The following is a 22335-nucleotide window of genomic DNA, read 5'->3' on the forward strand; positions in this document are numbered from 1 at the left end:
AAATGACCGAGCTGCGCGACGCCGCCCTCGCCTCCAAAGCATGGCCTTTCGAAGAAGCGCGCCGGATCCTGAAACGGTATGAAAAGAAGCCGCCCGAAAAGGGCTATGTGCTGTTTGAAACCGGCTATGGCCCCTCGGGTCTGCCGCATATCGGCACCTTTGGCGAAGTGGCGCGCACGACGATGATCCGCCGCGCGTTTGAGGTGATCTCGGACATTCCGACGCGTCTGATCTGTTTCTCGGACGATCTGGACGGGATGCGCAAGGTGCCGGGCAATGTGCCCAATCAGGACCGTCTGCGCGAAGATCTGCAGCGCCCGCTGACCAGCGTTTACGACCCGTTTGAAACCCATGAATCCTTCGGCCACCACAATAACGCCATGCTGCGCCGGTTCCTTGATACCTTCGGGTTCGAGTATGAGTTCATCTCGGCCACCGAATTCTACAGATCGGGCCGGTTTGACGAAATTCTGCTGCGGGCGGCGGAAAAGTACGATGACCTGATGGCCATCATGCTGAAATCGCTGCGCGAAGAACGGGCGGCAACCTATTCGATCTTCCTGCCGATCCACCCCGAAACGGGCCGGGTTCTGTATGTGCCGATGAAGAACGTCGATGCCGCCAAGGGCGAAATCACCTTTGACGACGAAGACGGCAAGGAATGGACGCTTCCGGTCACGGGCGGCAACGTCAAACTTCAGTGGAAGCCGGACTTTGGCGCACGTTGGGCCGCGCTGAGTGTCGATTTTGAGATGTACGGCAAGGACCACTCAACCAACACGCCAATCTATGACGGCATCTGCCGGACGCTGGGCGTTCGCCCGCCCGAGCATTTCACCTATGAGCTGTTCCTAGATGACAAGGGGCAGAAGATCTCAAAATCCTCGGGCAACGGCATTTCGATCGACGAGTGGCTGACCTACGCCTCGTCGGAATCGCTGTCGTACTTCATGTACCAAAAGCCCAAGACCGCCAAACGCCTCTGGTGGGATGTGATCCCCAAATGCGTGGATGAATATCACCAGCAGCTTCGCGCCTATCCGACGCAGGATCTGAAGGCCCAGCTGAACAACCCGGTGTTCCACATCCATGGCGGCAATGTGCCGGTCAGCACGCTGGATGTGCCGTTCGGTATGCTTTTGAACTTGGCCTCGGCCGCTGGTGCCGAAAGCAAAGACCAGATGTGGGGCTTCATTTCGCGCTATGCGCCGGACGCCTCGCCTGAAACGCACCCCGATCTGGATGCGGCGGCGGGCTATGCCGTGGCCTATTACAACGACTACGTGAAGCCGAACAAAACCTTCCGCGCCCCCACCGATCTGGAGCGCGAGGCCCTGACCGAATTGCGCGACGGATTGGCCAATTGGGACGGCGCGGCGGATGCAGAAGCGCTGCAAAGCCTTGTCTTTTCTTGCGGTCGTGAACGGTTTGACCCGATGCGCGATTGGTTCAAAGCGATCTACGAAGTGCTGCTTGGCGCCAGCCAGGGGCCGCGATTCGGCTCATTTATTGCGCTTTATGGCGTCGAAAACAGCATTGGCCTGATCGACAAAGGCTTGGCGGGCGAGTTGTAAGGGCATTTTTGCAACACACGCAAAAAGTGCACGCGCAACTGATCCGTGTCAAATCCTTGCCCCTGTTCGCCCCCTAACCTGTCTTGCGTGGGGGCGACAGGAGGACGCCATGCTAAAGATTGCGATGCTTGCCGCTGTGTTCGCATTGTTCGCCACGGAATCGGTCAGCCAAGAGGTGGAGGCAGGTCGCGCCTTGTTTCGCACCCATTGCGCCACATGCCACGGGCTAGAGGCGCGGGGAAACGGACCCATGGCCGGGGTGTTGACGGTGCAGCCGATCAACCTGACGGAACTGGCCGCCGCCAATGGTGGCAGTTTCCCGATGAAACGGGTGATCGAACGGATTGACGGGCGCGACCCGTTGGTCAGCCACGGCTCGCCCATGCCGGTATACGGCGATTATTTCGAAACCCTGTTTGATCTCAGCGTTCGCACACCGGACGGCGATACGGTGAAAACCTCGCGCCCGGTGCTTGATCTGGTGATGTACCTGCAATCGGTGCAGGTGGCCGACTAAGCCTTAGGGCATGTCGCGGGCGATTTGGGTGATCACCTCAAACGCCATATTGATATCTTCCTCGGTGCAATCGAATTGCCCGGCTTGGAACCGAATGACCTTTTGACCTTCGAATAGGGTCTGGGTCAGATAAATCCGCCCATCCTCATTGATCGCATCCACCAGCCGTTGGTTGGCGGCATCCGCATCCGTTGCGCCGGTATAGCGGAAGGTGAACAGCGATAGGATCGGCTCGGACGTGATTTCGAAATCCGACTCGGCCCGAAGCCGTTCACAAAGCGCGTGTGACCAGCGGACGTGATTGCGCAGGCGGGTACGCAGACCCTCAAGCCCATAGCTGCGCAGCAAGAACCACAGTTTCAGCGCCCGGAACCGGCGGCCAAGCGGGATAGACCATTCGGAAAAGTTGGTGACCCCATCGCGGTTGTGGGTCAGCAGGAATTCAGGGCGGATGGCCAGGGTTTTGATCAGGCTGTCAGGATTGCGCAGGAACTGGATGGAACAGTCGAACTGTGCGCCCAGCCATTTGTGCGGGTTGAAGACGATGCTATCGGCCCGCTCGGCCCCGGCCCAAAGGGTGCGGAACTCAGGGCAGATCATCGCCGACCCGGCCCAGGCCGCATCAATGTGCAGGTACAGGTCGTGGCGTTCGGCAATATCGGCCAGCGCGTTCAAATCATCGCAGGCCCCGTTGGATGTGCCACCCGTGCAGCCGATGATCCCCGCAGGCACCAGCCCGGCGGCTTTATCGGAAACGATCGCGGCCTCAAGCGCGGCGGGGTCCATGCCGCGCGTCGGGCCAGTGGTCGGGATGCGGACCAGATTGTCTTGCCCGATCCCGGAAAACCAAACCGCCCGGTCAATGGATGTATGCACCTCGGCTGATGAATAGATCCGCAGGGGCGCCGCGCCAAACAGCCCGCGTTCCTTGCCTTGCCAGTTCAGCGCCCGTTCGCGCATCACCAACACGGCGGCCAAAGTGGCCGAGCTGGCGCTGTCCTGAATGGCGCCGGTAAAGCCGTCCGGCAGGCCGATGGATTGGCGCATCCAGTCGCAGATCCGTTCTTCCATCTCGGTGGCCGAGGGCGAGGTTTGCCAAAGCATGCATTGCGGCGCGATCACCGTCACAAGAAATTCGGCCAGCATCGACGGCGGCGCGGCATTGGCCGGGAAATAGGCGAAGAACCGGGGGTGCTGCCAATGGGTGATGCCGGGCATGACGATCTGGTGGAAGTCGGTCATGATGTCCGTCATCGCCTCGCCGGTTTCGGGCGGACAGGCGGGCAGGGCGGCAAAGGTGGTGCCGGGGGCTACATCCGGGCGCACGGGACGGTCGCGCAGAGATTGATGATACTCTGCCGCCCATTCGGCAATTTTCTTGCCCCAGTCTTCAAATTCCGACCAATCCATGTCGCCCTCGCCTTGTTGTGCCGATCAAACCTTAGACAAGGTTGTTGTAGATGTTAAGTAACCAAGCGGAACCGCATTTTGCGCTTTTCGCCAAACGGGTTGTCTGCATAATAGCGCCATGTCTGACCCAACGCCGCTTGATCTTCATTCGACCCAGAATTCGCTGCCCATGGCTTTGATCCGGGCGCGCGAACGGCTTATGGGGCCGATCCGGGATATGCTGTCGCATATCGGGCTGACGGAACAGCAATGGCGTATTTTGCGGGTTCTCGAAGAATTCGGGCCGATGGATGTCACGCAACTGGCGGATAAGGCCTGTTTGCTGCTGCCGTCCCTGTCGCGCATTCTGCGGGGAATGGAAGAAAAGCGTCTGATCGAACGCAGCGCCGATGAGGCCGACCGCCGCCGCCAGATCGTTGAGATCGCCGATGCCGGGCGGGGCTTGCTGCAAGACAACGTCGTGCAGGCGCGGGTGATTGCCGAACAGGTCAAGCAGCAGCTTGGCACCGAAAAGACCCGCCAATTGCTAGCGCTTTTGGGCGAAGTGGAGCGGATGAAGCCTTAGTGAAAGGCCAATCCGGCCATCACCAGATTGCGCAGTCGGGCCGCAATCGGTGCCATGTCCCGGCCTTTGCGTTGGATCAGGTGATAGGGCGATACGATGATCGCTTGGCGCAGCGACAGCGGTTCTAGCGTGGGGCCGGCTGCGTTTTCGACAAGGCTCATGACTTCGTGCGTCATCGGGGCCAGCAGGTCAGACGATTTCAGGCTGGCAATCATCACCAGAAGCGAGGTCGTGGTGATGATCGTTTGCGGCGGCGCGACCGAACTGGCCAGATAAGCATCTTCCACCGCTTGGCGCATGGGCGTGCCGGGGGCCTGAATGACCCAGCCGTAGCCGTCCAATTCCGCGATTTCGAGGTTTTGCCGCCCGGCCAGCGGATGGTTCGACCGGACCAGAAAGCGGATTTCCTCGATCCGTCCGCGGGTGATGTCGAATTCGCGGGCATCCAGTTGCGACGGAATGCGGGCCAGTACAAAATCATAATGCCCTGCCATCAGCCCCGTCATGAGATCGTCGCTGGACGAGACATCGATTCGGATGTCTGTCGCTTCGGTCTGTCGGGTCAGCTCTTGCACCGCTGGCACGACATAAGAAACGGCGGCCCCGGTCACGGCTCCCACGCGCACCGTGCCGCGCGTGCCGCTTTGCAGGGCGGCGACCTCTTGCGCGGTATCCTCCAGATCGGCCAGCAGAATCGCGGCGCGGCGTACCAGAACTTCGCCGATCAAGGTCGGGGTCATGCCCTTGGGATGGCGATGAAATAGCGGCTGGCCCACCAGATCCTCCATTTGGGCCAGCATCCGCGAGGCGGCAGGCTGGGTCATGGCCAGCGCATCGGCGGCCAAAGACAGCTGCCCGCTTTCGGAAATGGCGTTCAGCAACCGGTAATGGCGCAGTTTCAATCGAGAAATCAGGTGATCCATGCATCCATATTTCACTAATGGTATGTTGATCGTCAATTATATTATTTGAAAGGTATGACGCTTCGGCGTTTGATGTCCCCCAGACGCAGAGACATGCGTCCGTGGCACGGTTTTCTCGTGTCGCCGGAACTCGGGTCGGAGGGACCCGAATGGGAGGAAAAGTTATGAAATTCGTGACTAAGGGCGTTGTCGCCCTCGCCATGTCGGCTGGCCTTTTGGCTGCTCCGGCCTTTGCGGCTGACAAAGGCACCATTGGTATCGCCATGCCGACCAAATCCTCGGCCCGCTGGATCTCGGACGGCAACTCGATGGTCGAGCAATTCGCCGCCGCCGGTTATGAGACCGATCTTCAGTACGCCGAAGACGATATCCCCAACCAGCTGGCCCAGATCGAAAACATGGTCACCAAGGGCGTTGATGTTCTGGTGATTGCGGCCATCGACGGCACCACGCTGTCGAACGTGCTGGAAAACGCGCATTTCGCTGGCATCAAGACCATCGCTTATGACCGTCTGATCCGCGATAGCGAATACGTCGACTACTACGCCACCTTCGACAACTTCAAGGTTGGCGTGCAGCAGGCATCGTCGCTGGTAAGCGGCCTGAAAGAGCGCTTTGGCGATGGCCCCTACAACGTTGAACTGTTCGGCGGCTCGCCGGACGATAACAACGCCTACTTCTTCTACAACGGTGCGATGTCGGTGCTTCAGCCGCTGATCGACGCGGGCACTGTTGTGATTGGCTCCGGCCAGATGGGCATGGACACGGTCGGCACCCTGCGTTGGGACGGTGCCGTGGCTCAGGCCCGGATGGATAACCTTTTGTCGGCCAACTACACCGACAAGATGGTCCACGGCGTTCTGTCGCCCTATGACGGTCTGTCGATTGGTATTCTTTCTTCGCTCAAGGGTGTGGGCTACGGCTCGGGCGACATGAAGATGCCGATCGTCACCGGACAGGACGCAGAACTGCCGTCGATCAAATCGATCATCGCAGGCGAACAGTATTCGACCGTGTTCAAGGACACGCGCGAACTGGCCCGCGTGACTGTGGGCATGGTGGATGCCCTGCTGCAAGGCGGCGAGCCGGAAATCAACGACACCTCGACCTATGACAACGGTGTGAAAGTCATCTCGTCGTACCTGCTCGAGCCGGTGTCGGTGGATGCCACCAACTATGAGGCCATCGTGATCGAGTCGGGCTACCACTCGAAGGACGACCTCTGATCCTCTCCTCCCCTTCAGGCAACTGAGGGAAAACGCGGGGCCCGGTTACACCATTCGTGGCCGGGCCCTTTGAAGACCGCGGAGCACGGATATGCACACGCTTCTGGAAATGCGATCCATCACCAAGACCTTTCCGGGCGTCAAAGCGCTGGATACGGTCAATCTGAAGGTCGCCGAGGGCGAAATTCACGCACTTGTTGGCGAAAACGGTGCAGGCAAATCGACGCTGATGAAGGTTCTGTCCGGCGTCTATCCTCATGGCAGCTATGAGGGCGAGATTTTCTATGATGGTGCCGAGGCCCGGTTTGGCGGGATCGCCGACAGCGAGGCCAAGGGCGTCATCATCATTCACCAAGAACTGGCGCTGGTGCCGTTGCTGTCGATCGCCGAGAACCTGTTTCTGGGCAACGAATGTGCCAAGGGCGGCGTGATGAACTGGCCCGAAACCTTCCGCCGGACCGAAGGTCTGCTCAAGAAGGTCGGCCTTAGCGAAAGCCCGGCGACGCTGGTTGATAAGCTGGGCGTGGGCAAGCAACAGTTGGTTGAGATTGCCAAGGCACTGGCCAAAGATGTGCGCCTGTTGATCTTGGATGAGCCGACGGCGGCCTTGTCCGAATCGGACAGTCAGGCGCTTTTGGATCTGATGCTTGAGCTGAAGGCGCAGGGCGTCACCTCGATCATCATCAGCCACAAGCTGAACGAAGTGCGCCGCGTGGCCGATAGCATCACCGTGTTGCGCGACGGGTCCGCCGTGTCGACCATGAGCGCGGCGACCGGCGAGATCACCGAAGACCGCATTGTGCGCGATATGGTGGGCCGCGATATGTCGGCCCGATATCCGGAGCGGGATCGCAAAGCGGGCGACATGCTGATGGAGGTGGACGGATGGAATGTCTTCCACGCCGAACATGCCGACCGTCAGGTGATCCATGACATTGCTTTCAACGTTCGTGCGGGCGAAGTGGTGGGCATTGCGGGCCTTATGGGCGCGGGCCGCACCGAATTGGCGATGAGCCTGTTTGGCAAAAGCTATGGTCAGAACATCAGCGGGCAGGTGAAGCTACACGGCAAGCCGGTGGACACCTCGTCCGTGACTAAGGCGATCAAGGCGGGCCTTGCCTACGTGACCGAGGACCGCAAAGAGCTTGGCCTGATCCTCGATGAAACCATTCTGCGCAACACGACGCTGGCCAATCTGGCGGATGTGTCCAGCGGGGGGATCATCAACGAGGCCGAAGAAACCAAGGTTTCTGAACGTTACCGCAAGGCGATGAACATCCGCACCCCAAGCGTGTTTCAGCGGGTCGTCAACCTGTCGGGTGGCAACCAGCAAAAGGTTGTGCTGTCGAAATGGCTGTTTGCTGGCCCTGAGGTGCTGATCCTGGATGAACCCACGCGCGGTATCGACGTGGGCGCGAAATATGAAATCTACGGCATCATCAACGACCTGTCGGCCCAAGGCAAAGGCGTGGTCATGATCAGTTCGGAAATGCCCGAACTGCTGGGGATGTGTGACCGGATCTATGTAATGAACGAGGGCCGTTTCGTGGGCGAATTGACCGCCGCAGAGGCCAGCCAAGAGCGCATCATGTCGCTCATTGTGACGGAATAAGAGGGACAACGGACATGAGCGAGGCACAAGGATCGCAAGGTAAGGGGCTGGGTCAGTACCTTATGGCGCATATTCGGGATTTCGGGCTGCTGTTCGCCCTGATCGCCATCATGGTGTTCTTCCAGATCGTGACCGATGGCACTTTGATGCGCCCGGTGAATATCACCAACCTGTTCCTGCAAAACAGCTATATCATCATCATGGCTTTGGGCATGTTGATCGTCATCGTTGGCGGGCACATTGACCTGTCGGTCGGGTCTGTCATGGGCTTTATCGGCGCATTGGCGGCGGTGATGATCGTGCAATGGGAGATGCCGGTTAGCCTGACCATCGCGGTTTGTTTGGTCTTTGGCACCATCATCGGGGCGGCGCAGGGCTATTGGGTAGCCTATTGGAAAATCCCCAGCTTTATCGTGACTTTGGCCGGGATGCTGGTGTTCCGGGGCGCGTCGCTGTGGCTGCTGGAGGGGCAATCGGTTGGCCCGTTCCCGCGGTCGTTTCAGGCGCTGTCCACCGGCTTTATCCCCGACGTGTTTGGCATTGATCGCCCCAATGGCACGGCTTTGGCGGTTGGTCTGATTGCGGCGCTGGCCATCGTCTATATGGGCCTTCGCAAACGGGCGCAGAACAAGGCCTACGGGATCGAGGACGAACCCTCGGGCCTGTTCTGGGGGCGGAATATCATCATCGTCGGCGCGATGCTCTTCGTGTTCTACAAGCTGTCAACCTTCCGGGGCTTGCCCAACGTTTTGGTGACCATGGGTATTCTGACGATCATCTATGCGTTCATCACCGAACGCACCACGATTGGCCGCCGCGTCTATGCGCTGGGGGGCAATGAAAAGGCGGCGAAACTGTCGGGTATCCCGACCGAACGGCTAACCTTCCTGACCTTCGTCAACATGGGCTTTCTGGCCGCGATGGCCGGGCTGATCTTTGCCGCGCGCCTGAATACGGCGACGCCCAAAGCGGGCTTTGCGGTCGAACTGGACGTGATCGCCGCCGTGTTCATCGGCGGGGCCTCGATGTCGGGCGGTGTCGGCAAGATCGTTGGGGCCGTGGTGGGCGCGTTCATCATGGGCGTTCTGAACAACGGCATGTCGATCATGGGCATTGGCATCGACTACCAGCAGGTGATCAAAGGGCTTGTTCTTTTGGCTGCCGTGATCTTTGACGTCTACAACAAGCAGAAACAGGGCTAGGGCGCGTTGCGCCTGTCCCTCCCGCGTGAGAGAGAACTGGTATGACCTTTGCACCAGCCAAATGGCCCCGAAAGCTTCGTTCACAAGAATGGTATGGCGGCACCTCGCGGGATAACATCTATCATCGCGGGTGGCTCAAGAACCAAGGCTACCCGCATGACCTGTTCGACGGGCGCCCGGTGATTGGCATCCTGAACACTTGGTCGGACCTGACGCCGTGCAACGGCCACCTGCGCGAGCTGGCGGAAAAGGTCAAAGCCGGGATTTGGGAGGCTGGCGGATTTCCGGTCGAAGTGCCCGTATTCTCGGCCTCGGAAAACACCTTCCGTCCGACGGCGATGATGTATCGCAACCTTGCCGCCATGGCGGTCGAGGAGGCGATGCGCGCCCAGCCCATTGACGGCGCTGTGCTGCTGGTGGGCTGCGACAAGACCACGCCAAGCCTGCTGATGGGCGCGGCCTCAACCGATATTCCTTCCATCGTCGTGACCGGCGGGCCGATGCTGAACGGTTGGTTCCGGGGCGAGCGTGTGGGCAGTGGCACCGCGCTTTGGCAGATGTCCGAGGACATCAAGGCCGGCAAGATGACCACCGAAGATTTCCTTGAGGCCGAACAGGCCATGAGCCGGTCCAGCGGCACCTGCAACACGATGGGCACCGCCAGCACCATGGCCAGCATGGCCGAGGCGTTGGGTATGGCGCTTTCGGGCAACGCCGCCATTCCTGCGGTCGATGCGCGCCGCCGCGTGATGGCGCAGCTGACGGGCCGCCGCATTGTGCAGATGGTCAAGGACGATCTGAAACCGTCCGACATTCTGACCCGCGCCGCCTTTGAAAACGCGATCCGCACCAATGGCGCGATTGGCGGGTCAACCAATGCTGTGATCCACATTCTGGCGCTTGCTGGCCGTGTGGGCGTGGATCTGTCGCTGGACGATTGGGATGCGCTAGGCCGCGATATCCCGACGATTGTGAACCTCATGCCGTCGGGCAAATACCTGATGGAAGAGTTCTTCTACGCGGGCGGCCTTCCGGTGATCCTCAAACGTTTGGGCGAGGCGGGCAAGCTGAACAAAGACGCGCTGACAGTCTCCGGTGACACCGTCTGGGACGAGGTCAAAGACGCCAAGAACTGGAATGAGGATGTGATCCTGCCGGTCGAACAGGCGCTGACCCAGCAGGGCGGGATCGCCGTGCTGAAGGGCAACCTTGCCCCCAACGGCGCGGTGCTGAAGCCCTCGGCGGCCAGCCCCAACCTGATGAAGCATCGCGGTCGCGCCGTGGTGTTCGAAGACATCGACGACTACAAAGCCAAGATCAACGATCCCGATCTGGACATTGATGAAACCTGCGTGATGGTCCTGAAAATGTGCGGCCCGCGCGGCTATCCGGGCATGTCCGAGGTCGGCAACATGGGCCTGCCGCCGAAGGTGCTGAAGAAGGGGATCACCGATATGGTGCGTATCTCGGATGCGCGTATGTCGGGTACGGCCTATGGCACCGTGGTGCTGCACACCGCGCCCGAGGCAGCAGTGGGCGGCCCGTTGGCCATCGTGCAAAACGGCGACATGATTGAATTGGACGTGGCCAACCGCCGCCTGCATCTGGATGTCAGCGACGAAGAAATCGCGCGCCGTCTGGCCGCATGGACCGCGCCGGGCGAAAAGCCCCAAGGTGGTTATGCCAAGCTGTTCCACGACACGGTGCAGGGCGCTGATACCGGCGCGGACTTGGATTTCTTGCGCGGCTGCCGTGGCAACGCGGTGCCAAAAGACTCGCACTAGGGGCATAGGATGACTGAGCTTCACAAGATCGCCATTGTCGGGGTGGGCAAGATTGCCCGCGATCAGCACTTGCCTGCTATCTCGGCGGGCAAGCGGTTTGATCTGGTGGCCACGGCCAGCCGCAACGCCCAAGTGGGCGGGCTGCCGGGTTACACCTCGCTTGACGCGTTGTTGGAGGCGCATCCCGAGGTGACTTGCGTGTCGCTTTGTACCCCGCCGCAAGTGCGGTATGACGATGCCCGCCGCGCCTTGATGGCGGGGCGGCATGTCATGCTGGAAAAACCGCCGGGCGCGACCCTGTCCGAGGTGCATGATTTGCAGGCGCTCGCCGCCGAAAAGGGTGTTGCGCTCTATGCCACGTGGCATTCGCGGCAAGGGGCCAGCGTTCAGGCCGCCAAAGCTTGGTTGGCGCAAGGCCGCAGCATTCGCCGTGTGACGATCAACTGGAAAGAAGACGTGCGCAAATGGCACCCTGGCCAAGATTGGATCTGGGAGCCGGGCGGCTTGGGCGTCTTTGATCCGGGCATCAACGCGCTGTCGGTCCTGACCGAGATTTACCCGCGCCGCCTGCACTTGGCGTCTGCGGAACTGTCGTTCCCCGAAAACCGCGCAACCCCGATTGCTGCCGATCTGGTGTTCAATGATCCTGAAGGGGCCGAGGTGAGCGCCGCGTTTGACTGGCGTCAGCAAGGCAACGAGATCTGGGAAATCCGTATTGAGACCGATCAAGGCCTGTGCCTTCTGGCCAATGGCGGTGCCACGCTGTTGATCGACGGTGAGCAGATCGCCAATGGCACGGATGAAGAATACCCCGCGCTTTATGATCAGTTCGCGGATCTTGTTGAGGCGTCCGCCATAAACGTGGACCTGTCGCCGATGACCCATGTGTCGGATGCCTTCACCCTTGGGCGACGTTTGCAGGTTGAGCAATTCTATTTCTGATCGCCGGGTCTGGACATTCCGAGCGGGCTAGGGTGGTATCGCTATCATCTTTGGCCGGAACAGGGCCAATACCGCCCTTCCGACGGAACTGAGACGTGATGACCGAAACTGCCTTATATTGGGGTCTGGCGGCCCTTGCCTCATTGTTTGTGGGGGCCTCGAAAGGGGGGCTGCCGATCATCGGGATGCTGAGCGTGCCGTTGATGTCCATCGTGATGCCGCCGATGGTGGCCGCCGGGCTGCTGCTGCCGATTTACATTCTGTCGGATATGTACGGGATTTGGCTGTTCCGGGCGTCCTTTTCGCGCCGGAACCTGGCCATTCTGATCCCCGCCGGGGCCATCGGCATTGGCATTGGCTGGGCGACGGTGTCGATCACCGATGAAAACGCGGTCAAAGCGATGATTGGCTTGGTGGGCCTAGGGTTTCTGGCCGACAAGATGCGCCGCCGGTACAAAAAGGATGACCGCCCGCGCCCGGCCAAAGTGGTGCCGGGGCTATTCTGGGGCAGTATGGCCGGGTTCACCAGCTTTATCAGCCACGCAGGCGCGCCGCCCTATCAGGTGTATATCCTTCCGCAAAAGCTGCCGAAAATGGTGTTTGCCGGCACGTCGACCATCCTGTTTGCTGTCATCAACGCGCTGAAGCTGCCGCCCTATATCATGCTGGGGCAGGTGAATGGCGATAGCCTAAAGCAAGGGTGGTGGCTGTTGCCGGTTGCGCTGTTTGGGTCGTGGCTGGGGCATCGGCTGACCAAGATCATCCCCGAAAAGGCGTTCTTTGTCTTTGTTGAGGTCGCGCTTTTGCTGGTCTCATTGAAGCTTCTGTACGACGGGATACACGGCTACTTGGCCTAACACCCTGATGTTTCCCAATGAAAACGCCTCGCAAATTGCGGGGCGTTTTGCGTTTCGGGGAGTGGATAGGTTTATGCAAAAAAATGCATCAACCGCCTCTTTTGTCTTGCGACGGTGCGATGCTATATGCACTATAGCGCATATTGGCGGTGCGGATTTGGGAGGAATCATGTCGCAAGCACGATTTGAGGCGCTGATCGGAGAGATTGCGCAAGATATTGCCGCAATGGATCTGAATGACGCGATGGCCACCCATCTGAACACGTCCTTTGGCCCGTCGACGCAGGCGTTTCAGGAACTGTCGGGCCTTTGCGCCGAGGGCGAGCGGGATGGCTGGCTGATGGCGCGCGAACATGGCGGCATAAAGTTTGGCCGCGCGGTAAAGCCGGGCGCAAGCGCGGGCGCTTTCAGTGTGGATGTGGTTCGCATGAAGGACGTCAGAGGCCCGCATCACATTCACCCGAACGGAGAAATCGGCGCGGTCATACCGCTGGAGGGCGCGCCGAAATTCGATGACTTCCCAGAGGGTTGGTATGTCTATGGTCCCGGTACTGACCATCATCCAACCGTGTCCGGCGGGGATGCCTACGTGCTGTACCTTCTGCCTGAAGGTGCCATCGAGTTTACCGGAAAATAAGACCAGACCCGGAGCAATCCGGGCGCGTCACGGGAGGAGAGACGTGATGACCCAGACCAACGAAAACGCAGCGGTCTATTTCCTAGATCGCCATCTGGCCGAGGGCCGCAGCGACAAGGTCGCCTATATCGAGGCCGACGGCGAAAAGCGCAGCATCACCTATGGTGAATTGGCCGGGCAGGCGGGGCGTTTTGCCGGTGCGCTGTATCGCCATGGTGTGCGCCGCGAAGAGCGCATCGCCATGATCGTGCGCGACACTCTGGAGTTTCCGGTGGTGTTCTGGGGAGCGATGAAGGCTGGGGCGATCCCTGTGCCGCTGAACACGCTACTGTCCGCCGATGTCTATGAGGCGATCCTGAACGACAGCCGTGCCTCGATCCTTGTGGTGTCCGAAGCGCTGTATGACACCGTGAAGTCCGCGATTGAGGGCAACCGCTTCCTGCGCACGGTTGTGGTGATCGGCGATGCGCCGGAAGGTACTGAAAGTTTTGACCAATTCGTCGAAGGCGCACCGGTTGAGGCAACCTGTGATGCTTGCGCCGATGAACTGGCCTTCTGGCTGTACTCCTCTGGTTCAACAGGTGTGCCGAAGGGCGTGCGTCACGTGCATTCCTCGCTTCAGGCCACGTGTGACACGTTCGGCGCGCAGGTGCTGGGCATCACCGAGGATGATCTGGTCTTCTCGGCGGCGAAAATGTTCTTTGCCTATGGCCTTGGCAACGCGGTGTCCTTCCCGATGTCGGTTGGCGCGACCACGGTGATCTTCTCGGGTCGTCCCACGCCGGATGCGGTTTCGGCCATTTTGGCCGAGCATAAGCCGACGATTTTCTACGGCGTGCCCACGCTTTACGCCGCTATGGTCAACGCGCAGGAACAAGCGGGCGGTGCGCCCGATCATGCGTTGCGCCTGTGCACCTCGGCGGGCGAGGCCCTGCCGCGAGAGATTGGCGAGCGTTGGGAAAAGATCTGGCATGCGCCGATCGTTGACGGCGTCGGCAGCACCGAAATGCTGCACATCTTCCTGTCGAACCGCCCTGGAGACATCGTCTATGGCACCTCGGGCACGGCGGTGCCGGGCTATGAGGTGCGTCTGGTGGACGAACACGACGAAGATATCAAAGACGGCGATGTGGGCGAATTGCTTGTCCGTGGGCCTTCCAGTGCTGAAGGCTATTGGAACCGCCGCCACAAATCGCAATCCACCTTCGCAGGCCACTGGACCCGCACTGGCGACAAGTATGAGCGCACGGAAACGGGCCGCTATGTCTACTGTGGCCGGGCCGACGATATGTTCAAGGTCTCGGGCATTTGGCTGTCGCCGTTCGAGGTGGAATCGGCGCTTGTGGATCACCCCGCGGTTCTGGAGGCCGCTGTCGTCGCGCGCAAAACCGATGATGGTTTGGAAAAACCCGCCGCCTATATCGTGCTGAAGCCCGGAGCGAGTGCCGATGTGGTGGGTGAGTTGAAGGAGTTCGTCAAAGAGAAGGTGGGCATGTGGAAGTACCCCCGCTGGATCACCGTTGTGGATGAGCTGCCGAAAACCGCCACCGGCAAAATCCAGCGCTTCAAACTGCGCGACGTGGAGGCGGTGTGATGGCAATCGACTGGTCCGCAGGGCGGGGGCGGTTCACGGCAAATGGCAAGTCGCTGGAGTGGGGGGCGTTTGGCCCTGCGCCCGGCGACGCTCCGGTGATCGTGCTGCTGCATGAGGGGCTTGGCTCTTTGGCGCTGTGGCGCGATTTCCCCCAGCGGCTGAGCGATGCGACGGGCCTGCCGGTGTTCGCCTATTCGCGGGCGGGCTATGGCCAATCGGATGCCGACGACCTGCCGCGCCCGCTGGATTACATGACCCGCGAAGCGACGCAGGTGCTGCCGGATGTGCTGAATGCGTTGGGGGCCAGCCATGTGATCCTGATGGGCCATTCCGATGGCGCGACCATCGCCGCCGAATACGCGGGCCGGGTCGAGGATTTCCGTGTGCGCGGCTTGGTTCTGATGGCCCCGCATTTCTTTACCGAAGAGATGGGCCTGACCGAAATCGCCCGCGCGGCGCAGGTGTTTGCCGAAACGGATATGGGCGCGCGTTTGGGTAAGTACCACCGCGACCCTGAGGCGACCTTTCGCGGCTGGAACGACGCGTGGCTCGCCCCCGGTTTCAAGGATTGGCACGTGGGCGATGTAATCGATTATTGGCGCATTCCCTGCCTCGCCATCCAAGGCGTGCAGGATCAATACGGCACTGCCGCCCATATCCATGAGATTGAAACGCGCAGCTATGCGCCTGTCGATGTGCTGATGCTGGACGATTGTCGCCACTCGCCCCATTTTGACCAGCCGCAAGCGGTTCTGGACGGCGTGGCCGAGTTTGCCGCGCGGTTGCAGCGCATTGAGGCCGCTGAGGTTGAGGGTGTGTGATGGCCTGGACCGGTCCCTTGACCTTGCCGCCCGAGCCGTATTTCCCCGGTCAGAATACGCGCCCGTCCGAGACGTATTTCGCGCCGTTTAAGGCCGGGGTTTCGGGCGGTGTGGGCGAGCTTGAGGAATGCGCGGCCTTCTCGGCTGGGCTGTCGGCCTTTGGTGAGCGCTACTACTGGGAAGCGCATGAGTTTTGGGAGCCTGTCTGGATGGCTTTGCCGCAAAACAGTGTGGAAAAGCTGTTCCTGCGCGGGTTGATCCAATTGGCCAATGCGGGGCTTAAGGCGCGTATGGGCAAGGATGGGGCCGCGCTGCGCATTCTGAAGCTGGCGGATGCGGCTTTGGCTGAGGCGCTGGTTCGCGCGGGCGATGCGCCGATTCTGGGGATGTCACGGGGCGCAGTCCAAGGTCTGCGCCGTCAGGCAATCGAGGATTCAGCCTCAATTGTGCATTATGATGCATAAAATATCTTGAAATCCGGTGTTATCTGGGCTTTTAACAGAAAAATCTGGCGGTGAGGTGCACAATAGTTCCATTTCGGTGTTTACGTGATCCGAAATTATGCGCTATGGTGCATCACGCCCCGCAACACAACTCTTGATGGGGAGGAGACGCGCCCATGACCAAAGTGATCGATTTTCAAACGGACCCGTCCAAGTACCGCCACTGGAAAGTGGCGTACGACGGTGACGTTGCGACCCTGTATATGGATGTCGATGAAAACGGCGGCCTGTTTGACGGCTACCAACTGAAGCTGAACTCCTATGACCTTGGCGTTGACATCGAGCTGGCCGACGTGGTGCAGCGCATGCGCTTTGAGCACCCCGAGGTGAAGGTCGTGGTGATGAAGTCGGCCAAGGAAAAGGTGTTCTGCGCTGGCGCGAACATCCGCATGCTGGGCGGCGCAAGCCACGCCCATAAGGTGAACTTCTGTAAGTTCACCAATGAAACCCGCAACACGTTTGAAGCCGCCGAGGCCGACAGCGGCCAGAAATACATGGCTGCCGTGAAGGGGGCCTGCGCCGGTGGCGGCTATGAGCTTGCCTTGGCCTGCAATCATATCATGCTGACCGACGATAGCTCGTCGGCTGTGGCGCTGCCCGAGGTACCGCTGCTGGCGGTTCTGCCCGGCACTGGCGGCCTGACCCGCGTCACCGACAAGCGCAAAGTGCGTCGTGACCGCGCCGATATCTTCTGTTCGATCGAAGAGGGGGTGAAGGGCAAGCGCGCCAAGGAATGGCGTCTGGTCGATGAGGTGATCCCGAACTCGAAGTTTGATGACACCGTGACCGAACGGGCTAAGGAATTCGCGGCAGCGTCGAACAAGGCCGTGGGGCAGGGCATCGCGCTGAACCCGCTGGCCCGCAGCTTTGCCGAAGATGGTTCGGTCAGCTATTCGCTGGTTGAGGTCACGCTGGACCGCGCGGGCAAGAAGGCCACCGTCACCATAAAAGGCCCGGATGCTGAAACGCCCGCTGACATGGCTGCGGTTGAGGCGTTGGGCGATCAATCCTACCTGCTGCGTCTGGCGCGCGAATTGGACGATGCGATCCTGCACCTGCGCTTGAATGAACGTGAACTGGGTCTGATGGTGTTCCAAAGCCAAGGCGATCCCGAGGCCGTTCTGGCCGAGGAGGCGCTGCTGGTTGCCAACGCGGGCAACTGGCTGTCGAACGAGATCCTGAAGTACTGGAAACGCGTGTTGAAGCGCATCGACATGACCTCGCGCAGCCTTGTGGCGCTGGTCGAGCATGGCTCGTGCTTTGCCGGTGTTCTGGCCGAGATCCTGTTCGCCGTTGACCGCAGCTATATGATGGAAGACGAGTTCGAAGGCGACAACCGCCCGATGGCCACGGTCACCCTGTCGGATGCAAACTTTGGCCTCTTCCCGATGGGCAACGACCTGACCCGCCTGCAAACCCGTTTTCTGGGAGAGCCGGAAACCGTTGACGCGCTGGCCGCCCGCAAAGGCGAGGCGATGGAAGCTGAAGATGCCGATGAGGCGGGCCTTGTGACCGAGATCTTCGACGATATCGACTGGGAAGACGAAATCCGCATCTTCATGGAAGAACGGGCCTCTTTCAGCCCCGATGCAATGACCGGCATGGAAGCCAACCTGCGCTTTGCTGGCCCGGAAACCATGGAAACCCGGATCTTTGGCCGCCTGACCGCTTGGCAGAACTGGATCTTCAATCGCCCGAACGCAACCGGGGCCAATGGCGCATTGCAGCGCTACGGCACGGGCGTGCGCGGCGACTACAACATGGAGCGCGTGTAAGCGCGCTCCGGCGGTGGGCCTGAAAACCCACCCTACGGGCCCCGGCACAGGTCGGTCCCGCGTGCACATCTAGGCTGGGTTTTGAACCCACCGCCCCCTGAGGAGGACCCGAAATGCTTGACCTTATTAACGTCAGCTATGACACCCAGATCCCCAATAATGTGGGGCTCAGCTCGGACAAGCGCGTGCTCAAGGCGCTTGAAAAATGGCACCCCGGTTACATCAATTGGTGGAATGACCTGATCCCGCAGAACTTCCAGGAATCGATGGTTTATCTGCGCACCGCCGTTTCTGTGGACCCCAAGGGCTGGGCCAAGTTCGACTATGTGAAAATGCCGGAATACCGCTGGGGCGTTCTGCTGGCCCCGCAAGTCGAAGGGCGTGTAATCCCCTGCGGCGAACATGCTGGCCAGCCCGCGTGGCAGGAAGTACCGGGCGAATACCGCAACCTGCTCAAGCGTCTGATCGTCATTCAGGGCGACACTGAGCCGGGCTCAGTTGAACAGCAGCGTTTCCTTGGTCTGACAGCGCCGTCGCTTTATGACATGCGCAACCTGTTTCAGGTAAACGTCGAAGAGGGCCGTCACCTCTGGGCGATGGTTTATCTGTTGCAAAAGTACTTCGGCAAAGATGGCCGCGAAGAAGCCGATGATCTGCTGATCCGCTCGTCTGGTTCGGAAGAAGCGCCGCGTATGCTGGGTGCCTTCAACGAAGAAACGCCCGATTGGCTGTCGTTCTTCATGTTCACCTACTTCACCGACCGTGACGGCAAGATGCAGCTGGAAAGCTTGGCTCAGTCCGGCTTTGACCCGCTGTCGCGCACCTGCCGCTTTATGCTGACCGAAGAAGCGCACCACATGTTCGTGGGCGAAACCGGCGTGGGCCGGACCATTCAGGCCACGGTCGAGGCGATGAACAAGGCGGGCATTACCGACCCGTATGACATCAACAAGATCCGCGATCTGGGCGTCATCGATCTGCCGACCATCCAGAAAAAGCTGAACCTGCACTACACGCTGTCGCTTGATCTGTTCGGCCAAGAGGTTTCGACCAACGCCGCCAACGCGTTCAACGCGGGCATCAAAGGCCGCTACATGGAGCATCGCATCGACGATGACCACAAGCTGACCGGCGACACCTATCCGGTTTGGACGATCAAAGACGGTGCCTTGGTGCGCGAAGATGCGCCTGCGCTGACCGCAATCAACATGCGCCTGCGTGATGACTATGTCCGCGATGCCGCTGGCGGCGTTGGCCGTTGGAACAAGATCATCGAAAAGGCTGGTGTCGAATTCGAACTGAAGATGCCGCACGAAAGCTTCCACCGTCAGATCGGCGTGTTTAACGGCATGCCGTTTGATCCCGCGGGCGACCTGCTAAGCCGTGAGGCATGGGATGCCAAGCGCGATGAATGGCTGCCCTCGAAGGCCGATGGTGATTTCATCCAGTCGCTGATGAAGCCGGTCTATGAGCCGGGCAAATTCGCCAGCTGGATTGCGGCGCCCAAGGTCGGCATCGACAACAAGCCGGGCGATTTTGAATACGTGAAACTGCACATGGCCTGATCCAAGGCCGGGATGGCCCCAGTCCGGGGCCATCCGTTTAAACGGATTGGAGATTGAAGCAATGTTGACATCGGACCTTGGCGGCCTGCGTCGCCGCGCCATCGGATCGGACGGTTGTCTTGGCTGCACGGATTGCACCGGCACTTGTCTGGAACTGCTCGAATTGCTCTATGTTCCACCGCAAGTGCTGAAGCCCAAAGGCAAACCAAAATGAACAAACCCCTCAAGCAGCACCTGATCGACCCCGAGATCTGCATTCGCTGCTACACCTGTGAAATGACCTGCCCGGTTGAGGCGATCGTCCACAATGACGACAACGTCGTAGTCGATGCGGATAAGTGCAACTTCTGCATGGATTGCATTCCCGTCTGCCCAACCGGGTCTATCGACGAATGGCGCGTGGTGGACACGGCCTATTCGGTGGGCGAACAATTCGAATGGACCGAGCTGCCCGAACAGGCCGACATTGGCGGCGGTGATGATGGCGGGATCGAAGCGCTGGATGAGGCGATGGCCGCCCTTTTGGCCGAGGCGCATCAGGGCGCGGGCGGCAAATCCAAGGCCCCGGCATCGGCGGCCAAGGCGTCGGTCAATATGTACAATCTGGGCAAGCCTGCGGTGGCCAAGGTTCAAGGCAACTATCGCCTGACCAAAGAGGCCAGCGGTGCAGATGTCCGGCACATCATTCTGGATTTCGGCGGTCAGCCCATGCCGGTTCTGGAAGGCCAGTCGATCGGGATTATTCCGCCGGGTACTGATGCCGAAGGCAAGCCGCACCTGCCGCGTCTCTATTCCGTATCCTCGCCCCGCGATGGCGAACGTCCGAACTACAACAACCTGTCTTTGACCGTGAAACGCGAAGATCAGGGCCTGTGTTCGAACTACGTCTGCGATCTGAAGATCGGCGATGAGGTCCGCGTAACCGGCCCCTTCGGCGCGACCTTCCTGATGCCCGACGATCCGGCATCGCGTTTGCTGATGATCTGCACCGGCACCGGGTCCGCCCCGTTCCGCGCCTTCACCATGCGCCGCCAGCGGATGGCGGCAGGGGCTGCGGGCGACATGGTGCTGTTCTTCGGTGCCCGTACGCCAGATAGCCTGCCGTATTTCGGCCCGCTGGGGAAGATCCCCGACAGCGTTCTGAAAAAACACTTGGTCTTTAGCCGTCAGCCCGATGTGGCCAAGGAATATGTCCAAGATCGTATGATGGTTGAGGAAGAGGCGGTCGCCGAACTGTTGCTAGATCCCAAGACCCATATCTACATCTGCGGCCTGCGCGGCATGGAGGAGGGGGTTGAGAAATCCTTCGCCAATATCGCCGAAAGCCAAGGGGAACAATGGATCGCCCTGCGCGACAAGATGCGCGACGAAGGCCGCTATCACGTCGAGACGTATTGATGATCTATGAGCACGAAATCCGGGTCACTTGGGGTGACTGTGACCCGGCCAAAATTGCCTATACCGCGCGGCTGCCATGGTTCGCGTTGGATGCCATTAATGGCTGGTGGGAAGCCAAGACAGGCGACGGATGGTTCCAGATGGAAATGGACCGCAATATGGGCACGCCCTTTGTCAGCATGTCGATGGACTTCCGGTCGCCCGTGACGCCGCGCCACCGCCTGATCTGCAAGGTTTGGCCGAACCGTTTGGGCACGACCTCGGTCGGGTTCCATGTGGACGGGTATCAGGACGGCACGCTTTGTTTCGGCGGGGATTTTGTTTGCGTTTTCACGCAGGCCGATGCGTTCCGCAAAATGCCGCCACCCGAAAGAATCCGGGAAATCGTGACCGCCCATCTGATCCCCGCGACATAAGATGTGATATGGGGGCCTCAAGATGCGAAATCCTTTTGACGCCCCCGAAATTCCGGCTACACTTTGTGCATTATATTTCATAAGTCAGCCGGTATGAGCGAGATTACCAACTTCAAAGGCGAGGCGGTCACTGCCAAGCCCGAAAATGCCGCCGACCTAGAGGTCGAAGCGCTGATCCGGTCCGTTGGCGACCGGGTTCGAAAGGCGCGTGACCTAAAGGGCATGCCGCGCCGGGTCGTGTCCGAACTGTCGGGTGTGTCGCCGCGCTATCTGGCGCAGCTTGAGGCGGGCGAGGGCAATATCTCAATCGGGCTGCTGCTGCGTGTGGCGATTGCGCTGGATCTGCGGATCGAATGGCTGGTCGGCGGCGAAGACCCTTGGTCGTCGGATGTGCTGCGTGTGGCAGATCTGTTCCGATCCGCCCCGGCGGGCACCCGCGAAAAGGTGCTTGAGCTTCTTAGCCCCGAACCGCCCGAAGCGATGCGCGCCCGGCGCATTTGCCTGATCGGTCTGCGCGGGGCGGGAAAATCGACCCTTGGCGCGATGGCGGGTGCCAAGATGGGCGTGCCATTCGTCGAATTGAACCGCGAAATCGAAGACCATTCCGGCATGCCGGTGAATGAGGTCATGGCGCTATACGGTCAGGAAGGCTATCGCCGTCTTGAATCGCAAGCGGTGGAACGCGTGATCGCGATGCATGACACGATGATCCTGGCCGTCGCAGGCGGCATCGTGGCCGATCCCGACACCTACAATTTGCTGTTGTCGCGCTTCCATACGATCTGGGTCAAGGCCAGCCCCGATGAGCATATGTCGCGGGTGCGGGCGCAGGGCGACACGCGCCCGATGGCCGGGAACCCTGAGGCGATGGAACAGCTGAAAGTCATTCTGCGCAGCCGCGAGGCTTTGTATGAACGCGCACATGCGCAACTGGACACTTCGGGCCGTGCGCCCGAGGAATCGCTTGAACGCCTGCTGGCCCTGATCGAGGACAAAGGGTTTTTGACCTGATCC

21 protein-coding genes are annotated in these 22335 nt (G+C 60.1%); 19 read left to right on the plus strand and 2 right to left on the minus strand.

Annotation, left to right across the window (positions count from 1 at the left end; translation table 11 throughout):
* Positions 1-2: 2 nt before the first annotated feature.
* Positions 3-1574, plus strand: a complete 1572-nt coding sequence (locus tag PRI8871_RS16940; protein WP_108887382.1) for a lysine--tRNA ligase — start codon at positions 3-5, stop codon at positions 1572-1574.
* Between the two features lie 109 nt (positions 1575-1683).
* Entirely contained in the window at positions 1684-2091 is a 408-nt protein-coding gene (locus tag PRI8871_RS16945; protein ID WP_181389505.1) for a c-type cytochrome, read from the plus strand.
* Between the two features lie 3 nt (positions 2092-2094).
* Here PRI8871_RS16945 and PRI8871_RS16950 read toward each other — a convergent pair whose 3' ends face one another.
* Positions 2095-3501 (minus strand): pyridoxal phosphate-dependent decarboxylase family protein, encoded by a 1407-nt coding sequence (locus PRI8871_RS16950; RefSeq protein ID WP_108887383.1) that lies wholly within the window; start codon positions 3499-3501, stop codon positions 2095-2097.
* Between the two features lie 118 nt (positions 3502-3619).
* On the opposite strand from PRI8871_RS16950, the gene hpaR reads away from it, so the two are divergent.
* Positions 3620-4066, plus strand: a complete 447-nt coding sequence (gene hpaR, locus PRI8871_RS16955) for a homoprotocatechuate degradation operon regulator HpaR (protein ID WP_108887384.1) — start codon at positions 3620-3622, stop codon at positions 4064-4066.
* Here the strand turns inward: hpaR and PRI8871_RS16960 are convergent.
* Complete coding sequence (locus PRI8871_RS16960) at positions 4063-4989, minus strand: LysR family transcriptional regulator (protein WP_219929044.1); 927 nt, start codon at positions 4987-4989, stop codon at positions 4063-4065. The genes hpaR and PRI8871_RS16960 overlap by 4 nt on opposite strands.
* A 164-nt stretch (positions 4990-5153) precedes the next feature.
* On the opposite strand from PRI8871_RS16960, the gene chvE reads away from it, so the two are divergent.
* From chvE to PRI8871_RS17035, 16 genes are all read left to right on the plus strand, one after another.
* Positions 5154-6215: a multiple monosaccharide ABC transporter substrate-binding protein gene (chvE, locus tag PRI8871_RS16965; RefSeq protein ID WP_108887385.1), complete on the plus strand. Its 1062-nt coding sequence runs from the start codon at positions 5154-5156 to the stop codon at positions 6213-6215.
* Positions 6216-6306: 91 nt separating this feature from the next.
* On the plus strand, positions 6307-7827 hold the full coding sequence (gene mmsA, locus PRI8871_RS16970; protein WP_108887386.1) for a multiple monosaccharide ABC transporter ATP-binding protein: 1521 nt from the start codon (positions 6307-6309) through the stop codon (positions 7825-7827).
* A 14-nt stretch (positions 7828-7841) separates the two neighbouring features.
* Positions 7842-9029, plus strand: coding sequence for a multiple monosaccharide ABC transporter permease (mmsB, locus tag PRI8871_RS16975; RefSeq protein WP_108887387.1), 1188 nt, complete (start codon positions 7842-7844; stop codon positions 9027-9029).
* A gap of 41 nt (positions 9030-9070) precedes the next feature.
* Positions 9071-10813: an L-arabinonate dehydratase gene (araD, locus tag PRI8871_RS16980; protein WP_108887388.1), complete on the plus strand. Its 1743-nt coding sequence runs from the start codon at positions 9071-9073 to the stop codon at positions 10811-10813.
* Positions 10814-10822: 9 nt separating this feature from the next.
* On the plus strand, positions 10823-11755 hold the full coding sequence (locus PRI8871_RS16985; protein ID WP_108887389.1) for a Gfo/Idh/MocA family protein: 933 nt from the start codon (positions 10823-10825) through the stop codon (positions 11753-11755).
* 98 nt (positions 11756-11853) lie between these two features.
* A complete protein-coding gene (locus PRI8871_RS16990; RefSeq protein ID WP_108887390.1) occupies positions 11854-12612 on the plus strand; it encodes a sulfite exporter TauE/SafE family protein in 759 nt (252 codons plus the stop codon).
* Positions 12613-12781: 169 nt separating this feature from the next.
* Entirely contained in the window at positions 12782-13249 is a 468-nt protein-coding gene (locus PRI8871_RS16995) for a 4-hydroxylaminobenzoate lyase (protein ID WP_108887391.1), read from the plus strand.
* 46 nt (positions 13250-13295) lie between these two features.
* Complete coding sequence (locus PRI8871_RS17000; RefSeq protein ID WP_108887392.1) at positions 13296-14843, plus strand: benzoate-CoA ligase family protein; 1548 nt, start codon at positions 13296-13298, stop codon at positions 14841-14843.
* Positions 14843-15664, plus strand: coding sequence for an alpha/beta fold hydrolase (locus PRI8871_RS17005; RefSeq protein WP_108887393.1), 822 nt, complete (start codon positions 14843-14845; stop codon positions 15662-15664). Before PRI8871_RS17000 ends, PRI8871_RS17005 begins: the two co-directional genes overlap by 1 nt.
* Complete coding sequence (locus PRI8871_RS17010; protein ID WP_108887394.1) at positions 15664-16128, plus strand: DUF309 domain-containing protein; 465 nt, start codon at positions 15664-15666, stop codon at positions 16126-16128. Before PRI8871_RS17005 ends, PRI8871_RS17010 begins: the two co-directional genes overlap by 1 nt.
* A gap of 155 nt (positions 16129-16283) precedes the next feature.
* Complete coding sequence (gene boxC, locus PRI8871_RS17015) at positions 16284-17942, plus strand: 2,3-epoxybenzoyl-CoA dihydrolase (RefSeq protein ID WP_108887395.1); 1659 nt, start codon at positions 16284-16286, stop codon at positions 17940-17942.
* Positions 17943-18055: 113 nt separating this feature from the next.
* Positions 18056-19507, plus strand: coding sequence for a benzoyl-CoA 2,3-epoxidase subunit BoxB (gene boxB, locus PRI8871_RS17020; protein ID WP_108887396.1), 1452 nt, complete (start codon positions 18056-18058; stop codon positions 19505-19507).
* 61 nt (positions 19508-19568) lie between these two features.
* Positions 19569-19721, plus strand: coding sequence for a hypothetical protein (locus PRI8871_RS19705; RefSeq protein WP_181389506.1), 153 nt, complete (start codon positions 19569-19571; stop codon positions 19719-19721).
* Complete coding sequence (gene boxA, locus PRI8871_RS17025; protein ID WP_108887397.1) at positions 19718-20905, plus strand: benzoyl-CoA 2,3-epoxidase subunit BoxA; 1188 nt, start codon at positions 19718-19720, stop codon at positions 20903-20905. Before PRI8871_RS19705 ends, boxA begins: the two co-directional genes overlap by 4 nt.
* A complete protein-coding gene (locus tag PRI8871_RS17030) occupies positions 20905-21321 on the plus strand; it encodes an acyl-CoA thioesterase (protein ID WP_108887398.1) in 417 nt (138 codons plus the stop codon). The genes boxA and PRI8871_RS17030 overlap by 1 nt, the downstream gene beginning before the upstream one ends.
* 93 nt (positions 21322-21414) lie before the next feature.
* Positions 21415-22332 (plus strand): helix-turn-helix transcriptional regulator, encoded by a 918-nt coding sequence (locus tag PRI8871_RS17035; protein WP_108887399.1) that lies wholly within the window; start codon positions 21415-21417, stop codon positions 22330-22332.
* Positions 22333-22335 lie beyond the last annotated feature (3 nt).

Origin of the sequence: Pseudoprimorskyibacter insulae, assembly GCF_900302505.1 — a bacterium.
Classification (GTDB): domain Bacteria; phylum Pseudomonadota; class Alphaproteobacteria; order Rhodobacterales; family Rhodobacteraceae; genus Pseudoprimorskyibacter; species Pseudoprimorskyibacter insulae.